General features: G+C 49.3%; 18 protein-coding genes and 1 other RNA gene. 6 read left to right on the forward strand and 13 right to left on the reverse strand.

The features are described from left to right. Positions 1-49: 49 nt before the first annotated feature. The 3 genes from Afil_RS02510 (at position 50) to gpmA (ending at position 3,027) form a co-directional block, all read left to right on the forward strand. Positions 50-1,075, forward strand: a complete 1,026-nt coding sequence (locus tag Afil_RS02510) for an N-acetylmuramoyl-L-alanine amidase (protein WP_230266947.1) — start codon at positions 50-52, stop codon at positions 1,073-1,075. A 119-nt stretch (positions 1,076-1,194) separates the two neighbouring features. Continuing rightward, entirely contained in the window at positions 1,195-2,118 is a 924-nt protein-coding gene (locus Afil_RS02515) for an N-acetylmuramoyl-L-alanine amidase (RefSeq protein ID WP_230266948.1), read from the forward strand. A gap of 162 nt (positions 2,119-2,280) precedes the next feature. Next, positions 2,281-3,027, forward strand: a complete 747-nt coding sequence (gpmA, locus tag Afil_RS02520; protein WP_230266949.1) for a 2,3-diphosphoglycerate-dependent phosphoglycerate mutase — start codon at positions 2,281-2,283, stop codon at positions 3,025-3,027. Between the two features lie 115 nt (positions 3,028-3,142). Here the strand turns inward: gpmA and Afil_RS02525 are convergent, their stop codons facing one another. The 5 genes from Afil_RS02525 to mutS all read right to left on the reverse strand — a co-directional run bounded on the left by Afil_RS02525 (position 3,143) and on the right by mutS (position 11,273). Beyond that, the gene (locus tag Afil_RS02525) at positions 3,143-4,489 is read right to left on the reverse strand and encodes a hemolysin family protein (RefSeq protein WP_230266950.1); all 1,347 of its coding nucleotides are present in this window, start codon (positions 4,487-4,489) and stop codon (positions 3,143-3,145) included. Between the two features lie 184 nt (positions 4,490-4,673). Continuing rightward, a complete protein-coding gene (locus tag Afil_RS02530; RefSeq protein ID WP_230266951.1) occupies positions 4,674-5,414 on the reverse strand; it encodes a tRNA threonylcarbamoyladenosine dehydratase in 741 nt (246 codons plus the stop codon). Further along, a complete protein-coding gene (gene miaA / locus Afil_RS02535; RefSeq protein ID WP_230266998.1) occupies positions 5,392-6,366 on the reverse strand; it encodes a tRNA (adenosine(37)-N6)-dimethylallyltransferase MiaA in 975 nt (324 codons plus the stop codon). Before miaA ends, Afil_RS02530 begins: the two co-directional genes overlap by 23 nt. Then, on the reverse strand, positions 6,359-8,560 hold the full coding sequence (mutL, locus tag Afil_RS02540; protein WP_230266952.1) for a DNA mismatch repair endonuclease MutL: 2,202 nt from the start codon (positions 8,558-8,560) through the stop codon (positions 6,359-6,361). Before mutL ends, miaA begins: the two co-directional genes overlap by 8 nt. Positions 8,561-8,738: 178 nt before the next feature. Then, on the reverse strand, positions 8,739-11,273 hold the full coding sequence (gene mutS / locus Afil_RS02545; protein ID WP_230266953.1) for a DNA mismatch repair protein MutS: 2,535 nt from the start codon (positions 11,271-11,273) through the stop codon (positions 8,739-8,741). Between the two features lie 305 nt (positions 11,274-11,578). On the opposite strand from mutS, the gene Afil_RS02550 reads away from it, so the two are divergent. Next, a complete protein-coding gene (locus tag Afil_RS02550) occupies positions 11,579-12,958 on the forward strand; it encodes an FtsW/RodA/SpoVE family cell cycle protein (RefSeq protein ID WP_230266954.1) in 1,380 nt (459 codons plus the stop codon). 128 nt (positions 12,959-13,086) lie between these two features. Here the strand turns inward: Afil_RS02550 and Afil_RS02555 are convergent, their stop codons facing one another. Then, positions 13,087-13,872 carry a diacylglycerol kinase catalytic domain-containing protein gene (locus tag Afil_RS02555; protein ID WP_230266955.1) on the reverse strand — a complete coding sequence of 262 codons (786 nt, stop codon included), beginning with the start codon at positions 13,870-13,872 and terminating at the stop codon, positions 13,087-13,089. Positions 13,873-13,924: 52 nt separating this feature from the next. Between Afil_RS02555 and Afil_RS02560 the strand changes: the two genes are divergently transcribed. Next, complete coding sequence (locus Afil_RS02560) at positions 13,925-14,476, forward strand: CYTH domain-containing protein (RefSeq protein ID WP_230266956.1); 552 nt, start codon at positions 13,925-13,927, stop codon at positions 14,474-14,476. On the opposite strand, the gene Afil_RS02565 is transcribed toward Afil_RS02560, so the two are convergent. From Afil_RS02565 to ffs, 6 genes are all read right to left on the reverse strand, one after another. After that, positions 14,468-15,142: a coiled-coil domain-containing protein gene (locus tag Afil_RS02565; RefSeq protein ID WP_230266957.1), complete on the reverse strand. Its 675-nt coding sequence runs from the start codon at positions 15,140-15,142 to the stop codon at positions 14,468-14,470. The two genes, Afil_RS02560 and Afil_RS02565, sit on opposite strands and share 9 nt — an antisense overlap. Before the next feature lie 723 nt (positions 15,143-15,865). Beyond that, positions 15,866-16,000, reverse strand: a complete 135-nt coding sequence (locus Afil_RS11095) for a hypothetical protein (RefSeq protein ID WP_255658161.1) — start codon at positions 15,998-16,000, stop codon at positions 15,866-15,868. 349 nt (positions 16,001-16,349) lie between these two features. Beyond that, a complete protein-coding gene (gene recR, locus Afil_RS02570) occupies positions 16,350-16,940 on the reverse strand; it encodes a recombination mediator RecR (RefSeq protein ID WP_230266958.1) in 591 nt (196 codons plus the stop codon). A 468-nt stretch (positions 16,941-17,408) separates the two neighbouring features. Then, positions 17,409-19,157, reverse strand: a complete 1,749-nt coding sequence (gene dnaX, locus Afil_RS02575; protein ID WP_230266959.1) for a DNA polymerase III subunit gamma/tau — start codon at positions 19,155-19,157, stop codon at positions 17,409-17,411. 5 nt (positions 19,158-19,162) lie between these two features. Next, positions 19,163-19,903, reverse strand: coding sequence for a tRNA adenosine(34) deaminase TadA (tadA, locus tag Afil_RS02580; RefSeq protein ID WP_353887465.1), 741 nt, complete (start codon positions 19,901-19,903; stop codon positions 19,163-19,165). A gap of 101 nt (positions 19,904-20,004) precedes the next feature. Then, an RNA gene (ffs, locus tag Afil_RS02585) (signal recognition particle sRNA small type) lies at positions 20,005-20,102 on the reverse strand. A 590-nt stretch (positions 20,103-20,692) separates the two neighbouring features. Between ffs and Afil_RS02590 the strand changes: the two genes are divergently transcribed. After that, a complete protein-coding gene (locus Afil_RS02590) occupies positions 20,693-21,448 on the forward strand; it encodes a hypothetical protein (protein ID WP_230266960.1) in 756 nt (251 codons plus the stop codon). A 117-nt stretch (positions 21,449-21,565) separates the two neighbouring features. Here the strand turns inward: Afil_RS02590 and serS are convergent, their stop codons facing one another. Next, positions 21,566-22,861: a serine--tRNA ligase gene (gene serS, locus Afil_RS02595; protein ID WP_230266961.1), complete on the reverse strand. Its 1,296-nt coding sequence runs from the start codon at positions 22,859-22,861 to the stop codon at positions 21,566-21,568. Between the last annotated feature and the right edge of the window lie 323 nt (positions 22,862-23,184).

A 23,184-nucleotide genomic window follows, 5' to 3' on the forward strand; every position in this document is an offset into this window, starting at 1 on the left:
CCATGAATAACGATCGTCTGCGCAAAGACCGGGAAAGGAGGAAGGCCGTATGGCAAAACAGAAACTGAAACTCAAACGTTCCGCGGCCGCCGTCCTGTACGGACTCGGTCTGCTTGCGGTAACGACCGCTTTATACGCGCTGTTCCCTTCCGCCTTTGAAAACGGCAAGAATGCACAGACGTCTTTCACAACTGCCGCCCTCGCCCAGAGTCCGCAAAACGCAGACGCGGCTTCTTCCAGTTCCTCGAGCGATCGTTCGAGCGCTCAGGCGTTGGAAGGTTTATCCTCTGCAGAGACGGAAGTCTCCGCTTCATCGGATTCTGCCGATGCGGCTTCGACGCAGACGGGAAGCGAAACGAGCGAGACCCTCGAAGAAACCGCCAGAAAAGCGGCCGCTTCTTCCAAAGACGATTACGGCTTTGCGATTCGTGAAGCCGACGGTCAGAATGCGAAAACCATTCTGATTGACGCCGGTCACGGCGGATCGGATCTTGGCGACGGCGCCAAAGACGGCAGTCAGGAAAATAATATCGTTCTCGACTACGCGAAAAAGCTCAAAGCCCATCTTGAAAAGCAGAATCCCGATCTTCACGTTGTCCTCACCCGTGAAGACGATACCCGTTTAGGCAGCAACGACTGGAACGATACGGCCGCCCGCATCCAGAAGCAGGAAGACGTGCAGGCCGATTACGTAATTTCTCTGCATGCGCACGCCAGCGATGACCCTTCCGCCAGCGGCTTTCAGATCATCCTCAACGATGACGATGACATGGCTAAGGATCTCGCCAGCCGGATCGTCGAAAACTTCGCGACGGTTTCCTGGCTCCCCGATCGCGGTATTGTCTTTACCCGCGACTATCCCCTGCAGATGATTTCCATGTCCAATGCGCACGCGATTGAACTCGATCTCGGACTGTTAAGCTCGGATACCGATCTTTCGTATCTTAAGGATTCCGCCCGCCTGGAACAGTCCGCCGCAGCAGCCGCTGCTGCCATTTCCGATACGATTCTCTACAACCCGGGCGCACCGGGCTACGCATCCAGACAGAAGCAGAATGCGGCCTCTCGATCCTGAACCCGACAGGATCGGTGATCAATTTTTGTTTTTTCCTGTCTTTCATCTTTTCTTTTGAACTCTTCAGAATCCCGCTTCCTGCGCGGATTTCTGTCTTTTGATTTTTAAAGGAGGTATACATGCCATCCCCTTCCCCAAAAAAGCAGCGCAAAGGCAAAAATAAGGCCGCGCATGCTGGACTGTATTTCGCGCTCCTGCTCTGCCTTTCCATCGTTCTTTATTCCACGCTGTTTACCCGGGCCTATTCCCCCGTCCAGCAGCCTCCTGAACCGAAAACTTCCAAGACTTCCCAGTCGCAGACATCCAGCACCCAGACGTCGGTCGCGTCGACCGAACCGACCCCGCCGACGTATAAAACGTATCCGGATACCGGAGAAAAAGTGGCTACCGTTCTCATCGATGCCGGTCATGGCGGCGTAGACGGCGGCAAAACGACCGATAACGGCACGCTGGAAAAAGATCTGAACCTGGCGATCGCCATGAAAATGGGTCAGTATCTCGAACAGCTGAATCCTCAGATCGAAGTTAAATACATCCGTCAGGACGACAATGTGTTCTGGGGCGATGTCGAATCCGATGACCTCAATTACCGTCTTGCCCAGCAATGGGAACAGGACGCGGATTATTACATCTCCCTTCACTGCAATTCCTTTGCGGATCCTTCCGTCGAAGGCACGATCTTCTTCATCAACCCCGACGACTCGATTACCCGCGCGCTGACGGATAAAATGCACGAATATCTCAGCGCGATCGGCTGGGCGCAGAACTACCAGACGATCGACGATCAGCTTTTGCAGCTGGTGACCATGTCCGATATTCATTCGATGCTGATCGAGCTGGCGTACATGTCCAATCCGGACGATCTTGCCAAGCTCAACAGCGAAGAAAAGCAGGACGAAGTGGCCGAAGCGCTCGCCGCTGCCGTTTCGGATTACATCATGGAAAATCCGGACGCCCCGCAGTACCAGAACCAGCGCTACCATCACGGTCAGCTCATTGAAAAAAAGGATTCTGCCAGCTCTTCTTCCGCCGCGGCTCAGTAAACCGTTCTGCTTCTGATCTTTCCGTCTTTCCATCTTGTCTTTTCCAGACTCTGTCCGCTCGACAGAGTCTGTTTTTTTCTGGCATCCGATTGGATTGGATCGATCCAATCTGCTACTCTTCGATTAGACTAAACTAACAATCAAAGAAAGGAGAGTCTGGATATGAAAAAACTTGTGCTGCTTCGCCATGGCGAAAGCGAATGGAACCGGAAAAACCGCTTTACCGGATGGACGGATGTGGATCTGTCCGAAAAAGGGCATGAAGAGGCAAAAGAAGCCGGCCGTCTGCTCAAAGAGGAAGGCATCGTTCTCGACCGGGCCTACACCTCGTATTTGAAACGGGCCATTCACACGCTCAATCACGTGCTCGATGAACTGGATGAAAACTATATTCCCGTCGAAAAGACGTGGAAACTCAACGAACGGCATTATGGGGCACTCCAGGGACTGAACAAAGCCGGCACCGCCCGCAAATACGGAGACGAACAGGTTCTCATATGGCGGCGTTCTTTTGACGGGCTGCCGCCCGTTCTGGATCCAGAAGATCCAAGAGCGCCGCAAAACCAGCCCCACTACGCCAAAATTCCGGCCGATGAACTGCCGCTGGCTGAATCGCTCAAGACGACCATTGAACGCGTCGTTCCGTACTATCTGGAACATATTGAACCGAAAATTCGCGACGGAGAGACCGTCATCATAGCCGCCCATGGCAATTCCCTTCGCGCGCTCGTGAAGTATCTGGACGGAATCGGCGATGAAGAAATCGTCAAGCTAAACATTCCGACCGGCGTACCGCTCGTCTATGAATTCGACGACGATATGAACGTCCTGCGCCATTACTATCTGGGCGACGCGAAACAAATCAAAGCCAAAATGCAGGCGGTAGCCAATCAGGGAAAAGCGCACTGATTTTCGGTCGGATTCCGCTTTGGAATCCGACCATGAAAAAAAGACCATTTGTATGATATATAAAGTTCAGATGGTCTTTTTATTCTTGGAAAAATACGCTTAATCGCCAGTCGGATTATTTCTGCTTTTTCCGATCCGTTTCGCCGGATTTTTCCTGGGAAGGTTCGGGTTTGGCTTCTTCTTTTGAAGCGCTCTTTTCTTCGGTCTGCGCGTTGGGATCCTGAATCATGAGCATGACTTCTTCGATTCGGTTTTTGTGCAGGGACGTTACGCGGACACTGAGTCCGTCATCAAGCTGGACGAGTTCGCCAAGCGTCGGGAAACGGCCGAGCTTTTCAATGAGCAGGCCGCCGATCGAATCGTAGTCTTCACTGTCCAGATGCAGCGACAGCGCATCGTTAAGATCGTGCAGGGAAAGATAGCCGCGCACTTTGTAGCGGCCAGGACCGACCTGAATGATGTTTTCATTTTCCGAAGCGTCGAATTCGTCCTGCACTTCGCCGACGATTTCCTCAATGATGTCTTCGACCGTCAGAATGCCGGCCAGTTCGCCGTACTCGTCGAGCACGATCGTCATGTTGTACTGGTCTTTCTGCATTTCTTCAAGAAGCTCGTTAATGCCCTTGTTTTCAATCGTGAAATACGGCTTGCGAAGCATTTTCTTGAGATCAAACGGTTCATCGGGATCGTGGAAAATAAGATCTTTCATGTTGAGGATGCCGATAATGTTGTCCGGATTGTCCTCATACACCGGGATTCGCGTAAAGTGGTCGCGATCGTAAATCTGCTTGAGCTCCTGGCTGGTGATGCTCGAAGGAACGGACGTCACATGGACGCGGGGGACCATGATTTCGCGCGCCTTGGCATCAGTAAACTCAAACACGTTGCGGATCATATCGCGCTCGTCTGCTTCAATAACGCCTTCTTCATGCGATACATCCAGAATGGTGTGGAGTTCGCTTTCGGTAATCTGGGCGTTTTTCTGACTGCCCTTTACGCCGAACATGCGCAGGATCAGACCGGAGAAAATGTTGATGAACCAGATGACCGGCGTGAGAATCTGCATGAGAAAGCGGATAATCGGCGCGTACATCAGCGCGAACTTTTCCGAGCTGATCGTCGCCAGCGTTTTCGGGGTGATCTCGCCAAAGACCAGGATCAGAAACGTGATCAGAAAGGTCGCGATCGACACGGCGTAGCCGCCGAATCGATAGGCGATCATGGACGACAGAGAGGCCAGGAACGTATTGACGAGGTTGTTTCCGATCAGAATTGCCGACAGCATTTTCGGCTCGTTTTCAAAAATCTGAAGCAGTATTTTCGCCCGTCGGTTGCCCTGATCCGCAAGCGTACGGATGCGGATGCGTGAAACAGCGACTAGCGAGGTTTCCGCCGAGGAGAAAAAAGCGGACAGAAGCAGGAGAACAACTAGCAGAATAATTTGGATTGTCAGTTCGTTCATTCAGTTTTAGGTTTCCTTTCCTTCCTTTGGGGAAGTCATTTTTTATCTGGGGATGAAGCAAAGAAGATGAAACGATTGTATTGGTTTGATCTTGTTTTTTGAATTTACTTTTTTGTGCGTTTGCCTGTTTATGGCCATGCACACGTACGATCTCTCAGACCGGGAAATCCATGGATAATCGGATTTACTCGCCCATCGAAGCGGCAGGTTCTTTTTCTGCCTTCGGGAGCGCCTTTTTCTGCAGATCGCTGACGCAGCGCGACGCCATGAGAATGCCGGCGGTTGACGGTACAAAAATCGAAGAAGGCAGCGGTTCGCCTTCTGGCATGGCCATCGGAATTTCCTTCGAGCAGACGGTCATGATCTTGCCGCGAATCCGGCTCTTGCGCTTCCACAGGCGAAGAATTTTCGCCATGGGATCGCCGGCCGTCTTTTCCAGTTCCACGAGTTCCACTTTGGACGGGTCAAGACGTCTGGCCATGCCCATGCTGGAAATGAGCGGAATTTTTTCGCGCAGGCAGAAACGGATCAGGTCCTTTTTGGAGCCGATGGAATCAATGCAGTCGAGCACATAGTCCGGGTTCTGTTCGAGGAGCTGTTCGTCCATGTTTTCGTCGTACCAGCCAGTAAAGAGAACGACCTCGCAGCCCGGATTGATCTGCGCGATCCGCGCTTTCCAGACGTCGGTCTTATACTGGCCGATCGTGCTTTGCAGGGCGCAGAGCTGGCGGTTGATGTTCGTTTCTTCCACTACGTCCTTATCGATGAGCACAAGTCTGCCCACGCCGCTGCGCGCGAGCGATTCAATCGCAAAGGAACCGACTCCGCCGCATCCGGCGACGATCACGCAGGCGTTTTTCAGGGCGTCCAGCCCTTCTTTTCCGTAAAGCAGGGATGCCCGCTTAAATGGATTTGTCTTTTCCATACCAGTCCTCCAGCGCATCGAAGATTGCCTGCTTATTGGCCGGATCAAACCAGTGCACCGGCATCTGGTGATTAAACCAGGTCATCTGCCGTCTCGCGTACTGCCGCGTATGCACCTTGATCTGCTCTCGAATGGACTGAAGCATCGTTTCGCTTTCCGCTTCGGTCAGCTTTTTTGTACTCTGTCCGTTTTCATCGTCTTCCAGACGCTTGAGCCACGGCGCAAATTCCTTGTACCCGATGGCCTGAAAGCTGTTATACGTGCGGCTTTTCTCGGAAAGAAAGAGTGCACGTACTTCGTCTGCAAGTCCGGCATCAAACATCTGATCGACGCGGCGGTCGATGCGTTCAATTTCCAGGGCGCGGTCCGCTTTGAGACCGACCATATATACATCATAAATCGGCTCATGTTTCTGCCCGTTTTCACGCATGGATTTTGTTTTTCCCGAGCGGGCCATGAAAGCGGCGCGAAGCAGACGCTTGCGATTGTTGATGTGAATTTTTTCCAGGGCCTGCGGATCGAGTTCCTGCAAAAGCGCGTACAGTTCTTCGTTCGTTTTCGTCTCGAGCTCAGCCGTCAGTTTCTGATCTTCTTCGCTTTCCGATTCGTCTTCAAATTCGTAGTCGTAAAGCGCGGCTTTGACGTACAGTCCCGTTCCCCCGCAAAGAATCGGAACTTTGCCTTTTGCGCAGATTTCTTCAATTTTCTGACGGCAGAGCGTCTGGAACTTGCGGACATTCCAGGGCGTATCGATGTCTTCGATATCGATCAGAGAATGGGGAATGCCTTCCATTTCCTGAGGCGTAATTTTTGCGGTGCCGATATCCATGCCTTTGTACACCTGCATCGAATCCGCCGAAATGATTTCTCCATTGAGCCGTCGGGCCGCTTCAATCGCAATGGAGCTTTTTCCGGAAGCCGTCGGGCCGACGATTGCGATCACCTTATGCACGTTCAAACTCCCTGGCCAGCTGCTTCAGTGTCAGCCGGATAATCGTCGGGCGGCCATGCGGGCAATGATACGGCTGGCGGCAGTGTTTCATGTCTTCAATGACTTTTTTCATTTCCTCCATCGAAAGCCGGTGGTTAAAGCGGATGGAAGAATGGCAGGCGATCGTCGCGATCATATGACGACGGAGTTCCTGCATGTTCACATCCTTGTGGGAGGCAAACCAGACGAGCAGATCATCGACAAATTTTTCCGCGTTCATGTTCGTCATCCAGCCCGGAATTTCGCGCAGAACCAGCGACCTATTGAGCACGTCGAAGTGCAGTCCGTAACGGCCGACGCTTTCGTTGAGCGTATCGACCATTGCGATCAGCGACGCCGGAACGGTTTTGGAAATGGGAAGAATCAGCGGCTGCATGTAGGGAGAAGGCTGTTCAAAGGAGTTGGCAATCTTTTCAAAGTTGGCGCGCTCCTGGGCCGCATGCTGGTCGATAATGACGAGTCCTTCGTCGTCTTCGCAGACGATGTAGGAATCCTTAAGCTGGCCGATAATACGCAGCGTATCCAGATAGCCAATGCCGCGGGCGTCCTGACGGGCTGCCCATTCGGCAGGATCCGCAGTTCCCTGCGGATAGTCAGGCGTCGTACGCTCCTGCACAGGACGGCCTGAAGCCGCACTTTCTTCCGGACGATTGGCAGAGGCGTTTTCGGCTCTTTCCTCCCCAGAATTCAAAAGTGTTTTTTCACCAGCAGAGACCGAAGTCTGTGAAACGGGATTTTGCACAGGAGAAAGATCTTCTCCGGCTGGATTCTGGGGATTCACCGGAGCGGTCTGAGCGGGCGTGTCGCTGGCGGTCAGATCGGAAAGTTTTTTCTGCGCCTGATTGAGAAAGGACGAATTGAGAAAGGCAAGCTCTGCATCTGCCGATGCTTTGGTGCCGGAGCGCTGCGGGGCTTCTTCTCTGGAAGCTGCCGTGGCGGCTGATTGGCCCTTTGAATCGGTGCGCGGCGGAACCGCTCCGGCCGGATAGCCAAACGGTGCGGAAGGCTTTCGATCCATACGGGGCGCACCGGATCCGGCGGGATACGCAGATGCAGCCGGCTTTCCGTAGTCGCGCACGCGGTTTTCCTGGACTACCATCGTTCCGGGAAGGGGCTCCATGGAATACGTTTCCTTTTGGTGCACAGCCGGATTCTGAATCTCGGGCGCCTGAATTTTTTCTTCAAACAGCGACTGAATCGTCGTTTTGATCAGATCAGCCAGATATTCTTCCTTGGAAATCCGCACTTCCAGCTTGTTTGGATGCACGTTGACATCGACGAGCTGAAAATCCGTTTCGATATTCAGGAAGCAGACCGGATAGCGCTCCCTGGGCAGGAATTCGCGATAGCCTTCGACAATCGCGTTGACAATCGGCCAGGAACGAATCGTACGGCCGTTCAGGCAAAGGTAAATATAGGATTTGGACGCACGGTTGACGGACGGCTGGAGCGCGTAGCCGCTGATTTTGAAGTCGGGACTGGATGCTTCAAACGCTTCGGCTTTGCTGGCAGCGTCGCGGCCAAACATCTGAAAGAGAATTTCAAGACGGTTGGATTTGCCGGTCGTCTGAAAAATCAGACGATTGTCATGGCGCAGCGTAAAGCGGACTTCCGGATGGGCGAGCGCGATTTTATTGACCGCATCCGCAATGACCGCGAATTCATAGTTCGGCTTTTTCAAATATTTAAAACGGGCTGGCGTATGCAAAAACAGACCGCGCACTTCGATTCGCGTTCCCTGCGGTACGTCCGCGTGTTCATGCAAAATCAGTTCGCCGTAGTCAAAGACAATGCGCGTACCGCCATGGACATCGGCGGTCGTCATGCTGACGCGGGCAACCGAAGCGATCGAAGGGAGCGCCTCGCCGCGAAAGCCCATAGTGGAGATGGAAAACAGTTCATCTTCGCTCTGGATCTTGGACGTGGCATGTCTCTCAAACGCCATGCGGGCATCATCAAAGCTCATGCCGCAGCCGTTATCGGTCACGATGACGCCATCGATGCCGCCCTGGAAGACTTCAATATCAATGGAGTCCGCACCGGCATCGAGCGCGTTTTCCACGCATTCCTTGACGATATTCACCGGCCGGTCGACGACTTCGCCAGCCGCAATCATATTGGTCAGCTGCTCATCGAGTACATGAATAATTCCCATGTCCCTTCCCTCCTTCTCGGGTTTCTGTCTGTATTTCTATTGGTTTCGATTTATAAAATCGTGTGTTTCTCCATTTCAGGTAAAAAAGCAGCCGGTCCGGAATCGCAGACCGGCTTGCGTAAATTGTAAGGCCAGAACAGCGGATCAAATTTCCCTGTCTGAAGCGGAAAATTGGAAATCAGCTCAGCTTGTCGGCTTCCTGCTTGAGGCGATACAAAATGTCGAGCGCTTCTTTGGCCGAGAGACTGTCGGGATCGATTTTCTGAATTTTTTCGATCAGCGCCATGCGGTCCAGATCTTCCGGATCCATCACAAAGAGACTGGATGGAATATTGGAGGCCGGCGAATCGGCTTCAAATTCGTGGAGCAGATCGTCCGCCCGGTTGATGACAATTTTCGGCAGACCGGCCAGCTTCGCGACATGAATACCATAGGATTTGTCCGCTTTGCCCTCGACAATGCGGTACAGGAATTCGATTTTGCCTTTGTTTTCGCGCACGTCAACGTGGACATTGCGCAGATTATCGATCGTTTCTTCGAGTTCCGTCAGTTCGTGATAATGGGTGGAAAACAGCGTTTTCGCGCCGATGGCGCCGCTGAGATATTCCAGCATCGCCCGGGCAAGCGCCATGCCATCGTACGTGGCGGTACCGCGGCCGATTTCGTCAAACAGAATCAGCGAGTTTTTCGTGGCGTGGCGCAGTGCGTTATTGGCTTCCATCATTTCCGTCATGAACGTCGACTTGCCCTGAAGCAGGTCGTCGCTGGCGCCAATGCGGGTAAAGATGCGGTCAAAAACCGGCAGCTTGGCTTTTCTGGCCGGAACGAAACTTCCGATCTGCGCCATGATCACAATCAGCGCGTTCTGGCGCAGCCAGGTCGATTTACCGCCCATGTTCGGACCGGTAATCAGGCAGATGTCGCAGTTTTCATCCATAGTCCAGTTGTTGGAGACAAAGGAAGGCATGCGCTCATCGAGAATCGGATGACGGCCCTCGACGATTTCCACGCTGCGCGTCTGGGTAAATTCCGGACGTTCATAGCCTTGCATCGCCGCCAGATCAGCCAGCGAGACGAGAACATCGATCAGACTGAGCGCCTTGGACAGCTGATGCAGATCCGCCAGTCTGGATTTGATCGTTTCCAGCAGGCGGGAAAACAGTTCTTCTTCCAGAACGATTTTCCGCTCCTGCGCGTTCAGAATCTTATCTTCGAGCTGTTTCAGTTCATCAAAGGTAAAACGGGCACTGTTGGCCAGTGTCTGTTTCTGGGTATAGCCAAGATCCGGCGTAATCTGCGAAAGCTGGCTGTTTCGAACTTCGACATAATAGCCGAATACCCGGTTGTAGCCGATTTTCAGATTTTTAATGCCTGTCCGCTCGCGTTCTCTCGCTTCGAGTTCCATTAACGCCTCGTCACTGGACGTGACCAGACGGCGCACCTCATCGAGTTCGGCGTCGTAGCCGTCCGCAATATAGTTGCCGTCCTTGGTGGACAGAGGCGGTTCGGCCACAATGGCGTCCTTGATCTGCATGTAGAGATCCTGACAGTTGTCGACTTCCTGAATCATCGGAAAGCTGTCGAGGCACGAAGCCAGATCGAGAATCGGCGCCGCGTGTTCAAGCGAGGCACTCAGCTGCAAAACGTCTCGAGGCGAAGCGCTGCGATAGCTAATGCGCGCTGCCAGACGTTCGAGGTCGTAAATGGAGGAAAGATGATCCTGTAAAGACGCGCGGATCAGAAACTGATCGAGCAGCGTCTGTACGGCATCCTGACGGGCCGTAATTTCTCCGACCGAAAGGAGCGGGGCTTCAATCCATTCGCGCAGCAGGCGGCCGCCCTGCGCGCTTTTTGTATGATCCATGAATTCCCATAAGGAAGTGGCTTTGGAAGAGGAAGAACTCGAACGGGTCAGTTCGAGATGCATGCGGGTTTCTGAATCGAGAATCATGCAGGCTTCCGGAAAGAGAGGGGTCATCTTCATCAGATGGTCCGCGTGCTGCATGGACGTCGCCTGCAGGTAGCCGGTCAGCAGGGAGAGCGCCTGTTCGATCAGCTTGTCCGGATACGGAATCAGGCTTTCATCAAACGGTGTGAGCGGCGCCGGCGATCCGATGGAAAACGTCAGATCCTCATCGGCTTTCAGCGCGGCCTGCCACGTTTTATCGAGCTTTCGGGAGGCGACGACTTCCTTGACCTGCAGTTCATTGAGAAGGGAGCGAACGGCGGTAATGGATTTTTCCATTTGCGTAAAGCGCAGCTCGCCTGTCGACAGTTCGCAAAGCAGAACGAGAATATGAAGGTGATCGGAAGCGAGAACCGCCAGATAGTTCAGAGAGCGCTTGGAGTTTTCTTCTTCGAGCAGCGTTCCCGGCGTCACAATCTGAATGATTCCACGTTCCACAAGGCCCTTGGCTTCTTTTGGATCTTCGAGCTGTTCGCAGATCGCGACTTTATAGCCCTTTTTTACCAGACGGGTAATATAGGATTTTGCTGCGCGAAACGGCACGCCGCACATCGGTGCCTTTTCCGCGCCGGCGGAGCGTCCGGTTAAAACGAGATCCAGTTCCCGGGAAACCGTTTTGGCATCGTCAAAAAACATTTCATAAAAATCGCCGAGACGATACATCAGGATCGCATCGGGATTTTCTTCTTTGAGCTGCAGGTAATGCTGCATCATGGGGGTATATTTTGATTTATCGATCTTATCCATATTCGTTATCTGTCTTCTCTGTTCCTTGCACTCGAATCATCGACGGCTTTCCTGTCGGTTCTGACCTGGCCGGATGGAAGGATCAGGTCCTTTTCTTTAAAGCGTTCGAGTATTTTTCCATGCGCGAAATGTTTCGCATTCATTTTTAGGTTTCGCGTTTTTGGTCTTTCGCATTATTATAGCAAACCGTACAAGTCCCCCTGCAGGCTCCCACTTCCAGCCCGGTTTTGTCTCTTTTTGGAGGGGCCATGCGATCGGTGCGGGTATGGTATACTGAATCACAACTTAAGGAAGGAGGAGATTTTTTGAAACAGAATATTCAAATTGGAAAACGAACGTTTTCTCTGGATTTCGGCTTTATTTTCATCCTTCTCGTCCTGTTCTTTACGAGCTGCTTTGCACTGTATAACGCCTTCAACCTGATCCGGACCGGATCTGGCGAATCCTATTTGCGCCGGCAGATTCTGTGGTACACAGTCGGGTTTGCGACGATGTATCTGATCACCCGCATTACCAATAAAAAGGTCATGGAATATTTGCCCATGGCTTACAAAATACTGCTTGGCATTCTGTTTTATCTGCTGGCTTCCAAGCTTCTGTTTCGCTTTACCTCGCATTCCCTGCCCTTTGCGAGTGCCGTCAACGGCGCCTATTCCTGGCTCCAGCTGCCGGGCATCGGTTCCTTTCAGGCTTCGGAGTTCATGAAAGTCGTTCTGATTCTGAAAACCTCGCAAATCATATCTTCCTTTCAGGCGGAACATCCAAATCCAACGGTGAAGGATGATATGAAAATGTTCATGGAAATTCTTCACTGGGCTCTGCTTCCGATGATTCTGATTCTTCTCGAACCGGATACCGGCGTCTTCATCATTATCGGCTTCACTCTGCTCGTTCTTCTGCTCTGCTCTGGCATTCGGAAAATGTACATCTGGATCGCGCTGGGCTTTGTAGCCGTTCTTCTTGGCGGCTTTTTCCTGCTTTATTTCTTTAATCCGGATTTCCTTTCCTCGGTCTTCTCTTCCTATCAGATTCGAAGAATTGACGCGTGGCTGTATCCGGAACGCAATATGCTGGGATCGAGCAACCAGCTATATACCGCCCTGCTCTCTTTAGGCTCCGCCGGTCTGACCGGGCATGGTCTGCAGGCTTCCATCATTTCGATTCCGGAAGCGCACACCGACTTTATTTTCGCAGCATTCGGCCAGTGCTTCGGCCTGGCGGGAACGACGTATATCCTGTTCGTCTGCATGTGGCTCGATCTGTACCTTTGCAAAATGGCCTACAATTCCAAAGTGCCGTTTAACCGGCTCGTCATGATTGGCGCGATTGCCATGCTGCTGTATCAGCAGATCCAGAATCTGGGCATGATCGTCGGCCTTGTTCCGATTACCGGCATTACCCTGCCGCTCATTTCCTACGGCGGATCGTCCACGCTTTCCTACTTCATTCTGTTTGGCGTCATTCTCAATATGTCGCCGCGATCGAAGAAGACCATTCGCTTCCGCCGCTATTCCTGGAAGACAATCAGCCAGAAAATTCAGAAAGGAACGCGCCGTTTTATCGACCAACTTCGTCAGCCGGATCCCGAACATCCGCACGCCGCTGAAAAAGATCGAAAGAACCGTAACGATTCCGATCGCCAACAGCGCCGTTACCGCGCGCATGAATCCGAAATTCGTGTCTGAACTTCTTCATCGGACTGTCCGAATGAACAATTGGAACGAACAGCCGGAATGAATAGCTGAAATGAAAAGCTGAAACAAGAAAAAGAAAGACTGAGAATCTCAGCCGGTCTGCGAAAACCATTTGCAGATCAGAAGAGGTTTCTCAGTCTTTTTAAATACGAATAAGGACGAAGTCTGGCAAATCGGACGCTTTGCACAGAAAGCCGGATTTCTACCCAGTCGATATCGGTGAGTTTGGGCGTTTCGAAATAGTCGCAGCAAAGAATGGATTCTTCCAGCGACTTCCCTTTCAGCGTGACAACCCGGTTTTTATTCATGATGTAAGGAGAGACAAAGGAATGGTGATTGGCATGACTGACGGGCATGATCTGCGTAATTTCCAGAACATCCAGTCCGTTTTCTACAACCGCACCGCCAAGAGAGCGGTTGGCGCCGCTGCTTCCCGCCTGCGTCGATACGCAGATGCCGCAGCTGTTGGTCGTTTCAAAAAACTCTCCGTCGATCAGAACATCAAAGCGAACGGTACTTAAAAAAGAGCCGATTCGAATTTCATTGAGCCCTCGAAAGATGCGCCCATCCGAAAGGCAGGCTTCGATCATCGGATACTTTTCAATGACAGAACCGTTTTGATCGAGTTCGCGCAGATCGGCAAGAAAACTGTCGATCTCATCTTTTGTGTAATCGGTAAAAAAGCCTAATGTACCGGTATGAATGGCGGTAAACAGAAGATGATCAAGCTGTTCCTTATACTTCTGAATCGCGCGCAGGATCGTTCCGTCTCCGCCGATGCAAATGCAAAGATCGGGATGGTCCGCGTCGAGAATCCAGTGGAGATCTTCCAGTATTATCTGTTCAAGATCCGCTTTAAGTTTTCTGGAATACCCGTCAAAACGGGAAAAAACAGTGAACTTCAATTCAATATCTCCTTGGGTTCTTTGATTGTATCATGGTGAAAGGAGGCTCCTTATGTCCGATCAAGAACGAGAACTGAAAGTGCTTTTAACAAAAGATAATTATGAAAAGCTTTGTACTCTGATTCCCTGCGATGAGCAGAGACTTCAGATCAATACGTATTACGACACACCCGATCAGGCGCTCAAGGCGCACGGATTTGCCTGCCGAATCCGTGAAACGCAAGGAAAATACAATCTGACGATCAAAAAACCGCTGGACTCCATTACGAAATATGAATATGAAAAGGAAGTCAGCGCGCCGACTGTCAGTGAGCTCGATCCGGAAGATCGCAGCTGGATGCTGGAAAAAATCGGTCTGGGCGATATTGAGCTGCATCCCTTTGTAACTTTTGAAACCATTCGCCGGATTACCCAGCTGGAAAATGCAGAACTTTCTCTGGATGAAACCCATTTTCCAAAGCATACGGATTATGAAATTGAATATGAATACAGAAAAGACCATGATGGGATTTCCGTTTTCAATCAGATTCTTGAAAGAGCTGGTCTCCAGTATGAAAAAAACTGCATGAGCAAGCTCGCCCGTGCAGTTCAGGATTTATTTTAAAGAAAATTTATGTGTCAAACGATAGAAGAAGGATTTCGAATTGTATTCTTCTTCTTTTTTTCTGTAGTCTTCTTTCGTCTTTTCGAGTTCTTCCTTCGATTTTCGAAGATCTTCCATTTCGGATTTCAGCTGCCGCTCGGCTTCTTCTGTTTTCGACTTCGTTTCCTGTAATTTCTGATTTTCAGATTCCAGATCCGAAATTTTTGTTTCATGTTCTTCAATCAGTTTTGCCTGATCATCGAGCATGGTCTTCTGTTCGGAAATCGTATCTTCGTTTGATTTCTGTTCGAGAAGGTAGGTCTGCCTCGCTTTATCCATTTCGAGCTTCAGCCGTTCCTGATAAAGCATTTCCAGATTGGCGATTGTTTTATCTTTTTCGTCCAGAATCGCATTCAGTTTTTCAATTTCCATACGGAGTTCCGATTCTACGGCCGAAACTTCGTGCTTTTCCTTTCGAAAATACGTGGAAAGGACTTCTACGCCGTCCGCTTTAATCGTAATTCGCCTGGTTTTTGGATTTTTATACTTCCATCCAGCATCTGGATAGTTACGAACTAGTTTAGCGACGGCTTTATCCACTGTATTTCTCGATTTTCCGAAATGCGCGCAGATCTGAGCAATATCCATATCGTAATAGACGTCAATTGGGGAATGATCATCTGCCATGGGGTTCACCGCCTTTCCAGAGTTCGCAAAAACTTTTTTCTTTACGATCTCTGGTTCAGATAGTGCAGAAGACCGTACGCATGGGCGATTATAGCACAATCATTTTGAAAACAAGAAGAAATATGAAATACGGATGAATTTCATATCCATGTCCATTTTACACGCTACAATGCGTATCGGAAATTGAAGAACTCTTCTAAAGTAAAAGAGATTGAATGAAAACAAACTCAATTTTCATCAACCAATTTATAGGAAATCCTATTGTGAAAAAATAAGGTAGAGGAATGAGAATATGATAATCGTATCAAGACATATTCCAGGGAAAACTTGCACGACAGGAAAGTTTTTGTTTCGTATGAATATTCATAAATTCAAATTCTTTGGAAAAAAGTCCAAGCGAGTACACGGAATTGAAAACCTCCGTTTTCATATGAATGAGAAATATTGTTATTTTGGTCTCCGCTAAAATCCATAAAATTCATATTGAAATCAGATATCATCGTATTCCAATAATAGGAATTTCAGAAATAGATTTCATATGGGATGGGATCGATCTGATTTTTGGATAACTGTTCAGATATTTTGTGAAATATCAAAGAAGAAACAATTTGGAAAGAAATAGGATATTCAGATTTGCTCTTCCGTTCCTTTCTTTCTTTTTATGAATTTCCGATATTTGATTTCGCTCATTCCTACTTTCTATCCTATTCTCTTTTTCCAATTTCAGATTTTCATATTCTCTGGAAAATTTCTTTTCTCCCTCTGATCTGCCTTTTCATATTTCTGGAATTCTTTGATCTGCAAGAATTTCTGATATTCATAAATTCTGATTTTCTGTCTTTCATCTGCTTTTTTCATTTATATCCTTCTCATATGATTGCTCAGGTTTAATGAAATATGGCTTTTTTTGCTTTATTTCCGATCGTATGATCATTCAGATTTGATACCAGCTGCATGGAATCCTTCATTTTCCTCTATTTCCCTGTTCCTATGAAAAAAGCAGGGGATTCACTCTGGTTAGTCCAGGTGATCCCCTGCTTTTCTTATCTTAGATATGAATTGACCAATTTCGCTGAAATTCCCGTTTCTTTTCCTTCTTCTAGAATATGAATTTCCCAAAACGTAAGTTTTATGAATAGGATTATTCCTATTTATGTAGGAATTCCATATGAATAATGTTTTTAATCGGATTTTCGTATAGGAATGATCAGATATCGTCCTTTTTACGTCCATCAAAGGCTTTTGCGATCGTTTTTGCATCCGCATAGTCGAGTTTTCCGCCAAATGGAATGCCGGAGGCCAGTTTGGTGACCAGAACTCGATCTGAAAGCAGACGGCTCAAATAAAGCGAAGTCGTTTCTCCATCCTGCGTAGGATCAAGTGCGAGGATGACTTCTTCCGTTTCATCAGTGATCCGATCTTCCAGCGCATCAATATTCAGCTGATCGGGCAGAATTCCTTTCTGAATATTTATGGTTCCGTGTAAAACGTGGTACACGCCGTTGTATTCGTTAATACTTTCGATTGCGTACAGATCTTTCTCATTCTGAACGACGCAGATCTGGTGATGATTGCGATCTGAATTTTTACAGATTTCGCAGATTTCTCCTTCTGTAAGATTTCCGCAGATTTTGCAGTGCTTCAGATTGGCTGCATTCTTAAATGCCTGAATCATCTGTTCTTTCTGGTCTTCATCCCAGCCAAGAATCGCAAACGCCATTCTCTCGGCACTTTTCATACCAACACCGGGCAGTTTATGAAGTTCCAGAATCAGATTCTCAAAGCTGACTGGATACATAGTTCCTCCTTGTTCCTGTTTATCTGATTTTCGGATGATCGTAAGAAATCGGCTGGGAAACTGATTTTTAGCCGCGTTCTTCGATCGGTCTGTTATTTCTCGTCGATCGGATTTTCCGATACACCAGACTATTTGTTCTTTTCATTTCTGTTGCTGTTGCAGACGGATTCCTAACGGATCCCATCGGCTTGTCGTTTTGTTTTTTTGTTACTAACAGAGCAGGGAACAGCGACCTGATTTTTCTCAGCTGCTGTGCCGGTTTTTTCTCTCTGTTTTGATCCAAACGTTCCGCATTTATGATTTTCCGATCTGATTTCTTCTTTTCAAGGTCCAGAAAAGGCTGTGTTATGTCTTTTCAAAGCTTTTAGAAGAGCAGATCGGATCATAATCTGATTTTTACAGTGTGCTCAGACGCTCTATAAGGCGTTATGCGCCATTTGAGGCGATTTATGACCACTCAGCAGGGAATTAGTCATCCTGGACAACCAGGTCCGGGAAACGGGCCTTTAAAGATTCCTCAAGGGATTCTTCCGGTTCGGAACTGGCCAGGGAGACTTCGATTTTCGCCGGTTCTGGCAGCGTCTTCTCCTTGGATCGCTTAACGAATGTCTGCAGAAGAGTCACTCGATCGTTTTCTGCGAGCGAAAACAGCTTTTTCGGATGGCCCAGCCACTGATTGGTAAATTCTTCAAAGCCATCTTCATTCTGAAGAGCATTGATATGATCTCGTTCCAGCATATGCGGTGCACTTACCAGCATGTACGTCTCGGCTGAGGCAACGATCTTAGAACCCTTCAGTGCGTTCGCAAATTTGCCCCAATCCACGTCTTCAAAGTATTTCGGAAGATCATTCATATGACCTTCATCTTCCGATCGGATCGTTTTCGAAGCGCCGACGAGCAGAGAAAGAAGAAAATCTTCCTCTAATCTGAATTCAGATTTCGGATTTTTCTCTTTTCCCATTGTTTCACGTGAAACATCAGAATTCCAAAAAAGCATGGCCAGGTCGGATTTCTTACTTACCTTAGGGCTTTTTGCAGGTTTCACCGGAGCAGGAATGGGATTTTCCGTTTTTTGTAAGATTTGGCCTGCAGCCATATGTGGCTGATCATGTGATTGACGATTGGATACTGCAGAAGCGGACTGTACGGAAAATGCGGATTTCAGCAGGGCCGTCTCAATGTAGTCGAGCATATTGGATGCATAGCCGAGCTTGTTATAGACGTTCATCAGCTCGTTAAGCATCTGAATTCGTTTCCAACTGGGAACTGGGGAAAGCGACTTCTTAATGACTTCTTTTTTTCGTTCCGAAAGAAGGGAAGTCCCGCTAGCCAGATCATAGATCAGGGAATCCTTGAGCAGACCGATCAGATCGGCTGTGAAACGCTTAAGATTAAAGCCGCGTGCTTCAATATCTTCCACGAAGGCAATCGTTTCTGAAGCCTGTTCCGGATTGAGCTGTTCAATGATCTTGCCGAGTTCTTCGGTCTGAACAACACCATAAATCTCGCGGACAGCTTCCAGTGTCAGATGATCAGGTTCATAGGCAACGCACTGGTCGAGAATCGACAGAGCGTCACGCATACCGCCGCTCGCCAGTTCGGAAATCAGTTCCAGAGCATCCTCATCCGCTTCAATCTGTTCGGATTTGCAGACATCCTGGAGTCGATGCAGGATATCTTTCTCGCTGACCTGGGAAAAATCATATCGCTGGCAGCGGGAGAGAATTGTAGCCAGAACCTTATTCGGTTCGGTTGTCGCAAAGATGAAAATCACATGTTCAGGCGGTTCTTCGATGGTTTTAAGCAGAGCGTTAAAAGCTGCTGCGGTCATCATATGAACCTCGTCAATAATGTAGACTTTGTATTTTCCTAAAAGCGGGGCATAGCCGACACGTTCAATCAGATCGCGGACATCATCAACGCCGTTGTTGGAGGCGGCATCAATTTCCACAATATCGGGATGGGAACCGTTCAGAGATTCCCGGCAGTTTTCGCATTCCATGCAGGGTTTGTGTTCTCCCGTACAGTTCAGCGTACGTGCGAAGATTTTCGCGATCGACGTTTTACCGGTTCCGCGCGGTCCGCAGAACAGATAGGCGTGAGCGATACGATCTTTCTCCACCGCGTTTTTCAGCGTCTGGACTATGTGTTTCTGGCCTACCACTTCGTCAAAAGAAGCCGGTCTGTATTTTCGATATAGAGCCTGATAGGACATTCAGATCACTCCTTTCCTTGACGATCGGCCATCGGCCATTGATCGGACTGTGATTTGGGATTTTCAGATTTCGTATGCATATCCATTTCTGCCTTGAGATCCGGATCGGATTTTAAAATCGGATCGATCCGTTTTCTGTCCTCGGCAGAATTCAGGACAGGCAAATAAACAAAGATGGAAGAGTCTCCATCCAGGACGTTCTCTGACCTACTTTCATCTCTTCGAACGTCTGGCTCAGAAGGCAGTGCATTTTGTCTGGCCAGAGCCTTCAGTTTCTTCTTTTCCTCTCTTCGTCTGCGAAAGAAATTCTTGAGGATCGTCGAACATTCTTCTTCCAGAATACCCCCGGTCCATTCGGGATGGTGATTCCACTGAGGGACTTCAAAGAGGGAAACGACCGAATCCACGGCGCCGGCTTTCGGATCTTTCGCACCGTAATATACGTGAGCGATTCTGGACTGAATGATGGCCCCGGAACACATCACGCACGGCTCGAGGGTGACATACAGCGAACAGTTTTCCAGCCGCCAGGAATGAAGCTTTCGACACGCAGAGGCAATCGCCATGAGTTCGGCGTGTTCGGTCACACTCTGTCTTTTCTCACGTCGATTGTATCCGCGGCCAATGATCGTACCGTTCTCATCGACGACGATGGCTCCGACAGGTACTTCATTTTCCGTTTCCGCTTTACGGGCAAGCCGTAAAGCTTTTTTCATCATCTTTTCTTCTGGGCTCAATCTGTTCATGTGTTCATGATACCAAAAGGACTCCATGCCAAAGGAATGACTTTCCCAAAAGAGGGGCAGACAAAAAAGGCAGACCCCAATGAAACTGGGATCCGCCAAACGAACACAAAAAAACTACTGCACATAACAGAGCCAGCACGGTGCTGCTTCGTTCCCGACCTGACACGGTTAGCAGGATGCTATTGCAGTAGCTCAATAAGAATAGCAAATTCAAAGGCGATTTGGCAACTGAATTGTTTATCAATCTCCTAGGACCAGACGCTGGCTGGGCGTGACGATCTGCCGGATGCCGCCAGGTTTTAAGGACAGCCCTTTGGCTTCCGGGCGGCAAGTTTGATCCTCTGAAAATACGTTTGAAATTCCTTTCTTTGTTTGAAGCGGGAGTAAGCCTGACGCGATCGGAAATTCAGATTTCACGTGAAATTCGTCTGGGGGCTTTCCGGATCTGAGGATTATCTCGAATCCTTCCAAAAAGGAAATACCGGCAATCCAGCGGTAGAGAATAAACAATTCCGATCAAAGGAATCCGTGATTCACCGCACATACGAGACAATAGAAATAGACAATTTCAATGACGACAACCGATTGACCGCAAATGGGCAAGCCGAATGAAGGCAGCGGGAAATCCGGTCACCGTCATTTTCTGGCAATCTGAATTTCTGATCGAAGAAGGCGGCAAACGCAGATCCCCAAGCCGTAAGAGACAATCCAGTCCGAACGCGGATCTGAGCGCACCCATTTCGACACGAAGGAAAAGAAGAAAAAAGAAACTGAAGAAAGGGAACACCCATGGTAAACAAACTGAAGCATGTCCTGCTGATCGCAGCCGCCGCGCTCGTTCTGGGCGCCTGCTCGAATCTGATCAGCGTGATTCATCTGAACGTGGAAGACGGACAGAATATGATCACCGGTCAGACGGTTCTGATCGATTACCAGACGGAACCGATCCAGACCCGGATCGATCCGAACGCCGTCCAGATCTCCGGCGGAGAATCCTGGATCGAAGATGGAAAACTGAAATTCCAGGCAATGAAACCGGGAACGTATACGATCTCTGTTACGCAAAACGGAGTCACCTCCAATACCGTCACGGTCGACATCAAGGCATCTCCACTGGCTGATGCGTCTTCGTCTCACGACGATTCCAAAGACTCGTCCGCGCAGGATCAATCGTCGGAAAACTCGTCTTCTTCATCCGAAGACGATCCGCTTGCGGATGCTAAAGCCACCGTTCAGGACCATATTATTTCGGTGGATCAGGCGTGGGAAGACGCAGATTCTCTGGCAGGATCGGGCAAGCTCATCACCGTCGACGGCAAGCTTCCGCAGTCGACCATTCAGGATAAAGCGGGAAATAATGTCGTCGTGTTGTGGAATTCCGACATCAGCAAATACATCATTCTGGAAGGCTTCCCGATTCCTTTTGGCAACTGCGACGCCAATGTAACCGGACGGCTGCGTCGAAATGATAACGGTGAACTGGTGATGGATATGACGTACGTCGAAGCGACGAACATGGAGCCCTCTGCCACTCCAGCCCAGTAAAATGGAGCTCGAAAATACGCATCTTCATTCTTGCTGTGCTCCGTATGGGGTACGGCTTTTCTTTTTGAACCGGCACCTGAAAATGAAAAAAAATCCTTCTTTCGAAGGATTTCAAATTTATTTCTTTTTGTTTGGAACGAGTACTTTCTTGCCACCCATGTAAGGCTGCAGAGCCTCTGGAATGAGGACAGTTCCGTCTTCCTGCAGATTGTTTTCCAGGAAGGCGATCAGCATACGCGGAGGCGCTACGCAAGTGTTGTTCAGCGTATGGGCGAAGTACTTCTTGCCGTTTTCGTCTTTGACACGGATTTTCAGTCGACGAGCCTGCGCATCAGTGAGGTTGGAGCAGGAGCCGACTTCGAAGTATTTCTTCTGGCGCGGAGACCAGGCTTCAACGTCTACGGATTTGCATTTCAGATCCGCGAGGTCGCCGGAGCAGCATTCAAGCGTACGTACGGGAATGTCGAGCGTACGGAAGAAATCTACGGTGTTCATGTACAGGCGAACGAACCAGTCAGCCGATTCTTCCGGTTTGCAGACGATGATCATTTCCTGTTTTTCGAACTGGTGAATACGGTATACGCCGCGCTCTTCAATACCGTGCGCGCCTTTTTCCTTACGGAAGCAAGGGGAGTAGGAAGTGAGCGTATAAGGCAGTTCTTTCTCGTCGATGATCTGGTCGATGAAGCGGCCGATCATGGAGTGTTCGGAAGTTCCGATCAGATACAGATCTTCGCCTTCAATCTTGTACATCATACCGTCCATTTCAGCAAAGGACATAACGCCGGTTACGACGTTGGAACGAATCATGTAAGGCGGGATGACATACGTAAATCCGCGGTCGATCATGAAGTCGCGGGCATAAGAGAGGATAGCGGAATGGAGTCTGGCAATATCGCCAACCAGATAATAGAAACCGTTGCCAGCTACACGGCGTGCAGCATCGAGGTCAATTCCCCCAAAAGATTCCATGATGTCGGTATGGTAGGGGATTTCGTAATCCGGTACAACCGGTTCACCGAAGCGTTCGAGTTCAACGTTTTCACTGTCGTCCTTACCAATTGGGACAGTGGGATCAATCATATTTGGAATCTGCATCATGGCGTCGGTAACGGCCTGGCGCAGTTCTTCTTCTTTTTTGGACAGTTCTTCAATCTGATCGCCAAGTGCTGCCGTTTCGAGTTTTGCAGCTTCGGCTTCTTCTTTCTTGCCCTGTCCCATCAGCATGCCGATCTTCTTCGAATTGCTTTTGCGCTTCGAGCGAAGTTCGTCAGCCTGCTGCTGCGTCCGACGCAATGCTGCGTCGTTGCAGATCACTTCATCTACAAGATGCAGTTTATGATGCTGAAATTTCTTTTCCATGTTCTCTTTAACGAGATCCGGGTTTTCACGGACAAATTTCAAGTCAAGCATTCAGGATTCTCCTTTTCATATCTTCATTACGATATCACGCCAAAATATCTCATTCAAACATCCCTCTTTTTCCACAGGCTCTAAACATCAAATCCGCGAAAAAGACAGCGGAAACAAACCAGAGCGGGCCGTAGAAATCCTAAGACAAAAGGGAAATCCAAACGGAAAAAATCCGCAGGACTGCCTGGGCTGTTTTGCAAAGTCTGTATGGTTTCGTCCCGAAAAATACAGTCCAGATTCAGGCGATATAATCGTGCAGAATCGCTAGATCCAGCCGTTCAAAAACAGGACATCTTTTCCAAGAACAGCACTTAGAAAAGAGT

The organism is Allobaculum fili (genome assembly GCF_020969955.1).
GTDB lineage: Bacteria > Bacillota_I > Bacilli_A > Erysipelotrichales > Erysipelotrichaceae > Allobaculum > Allobaculum fili.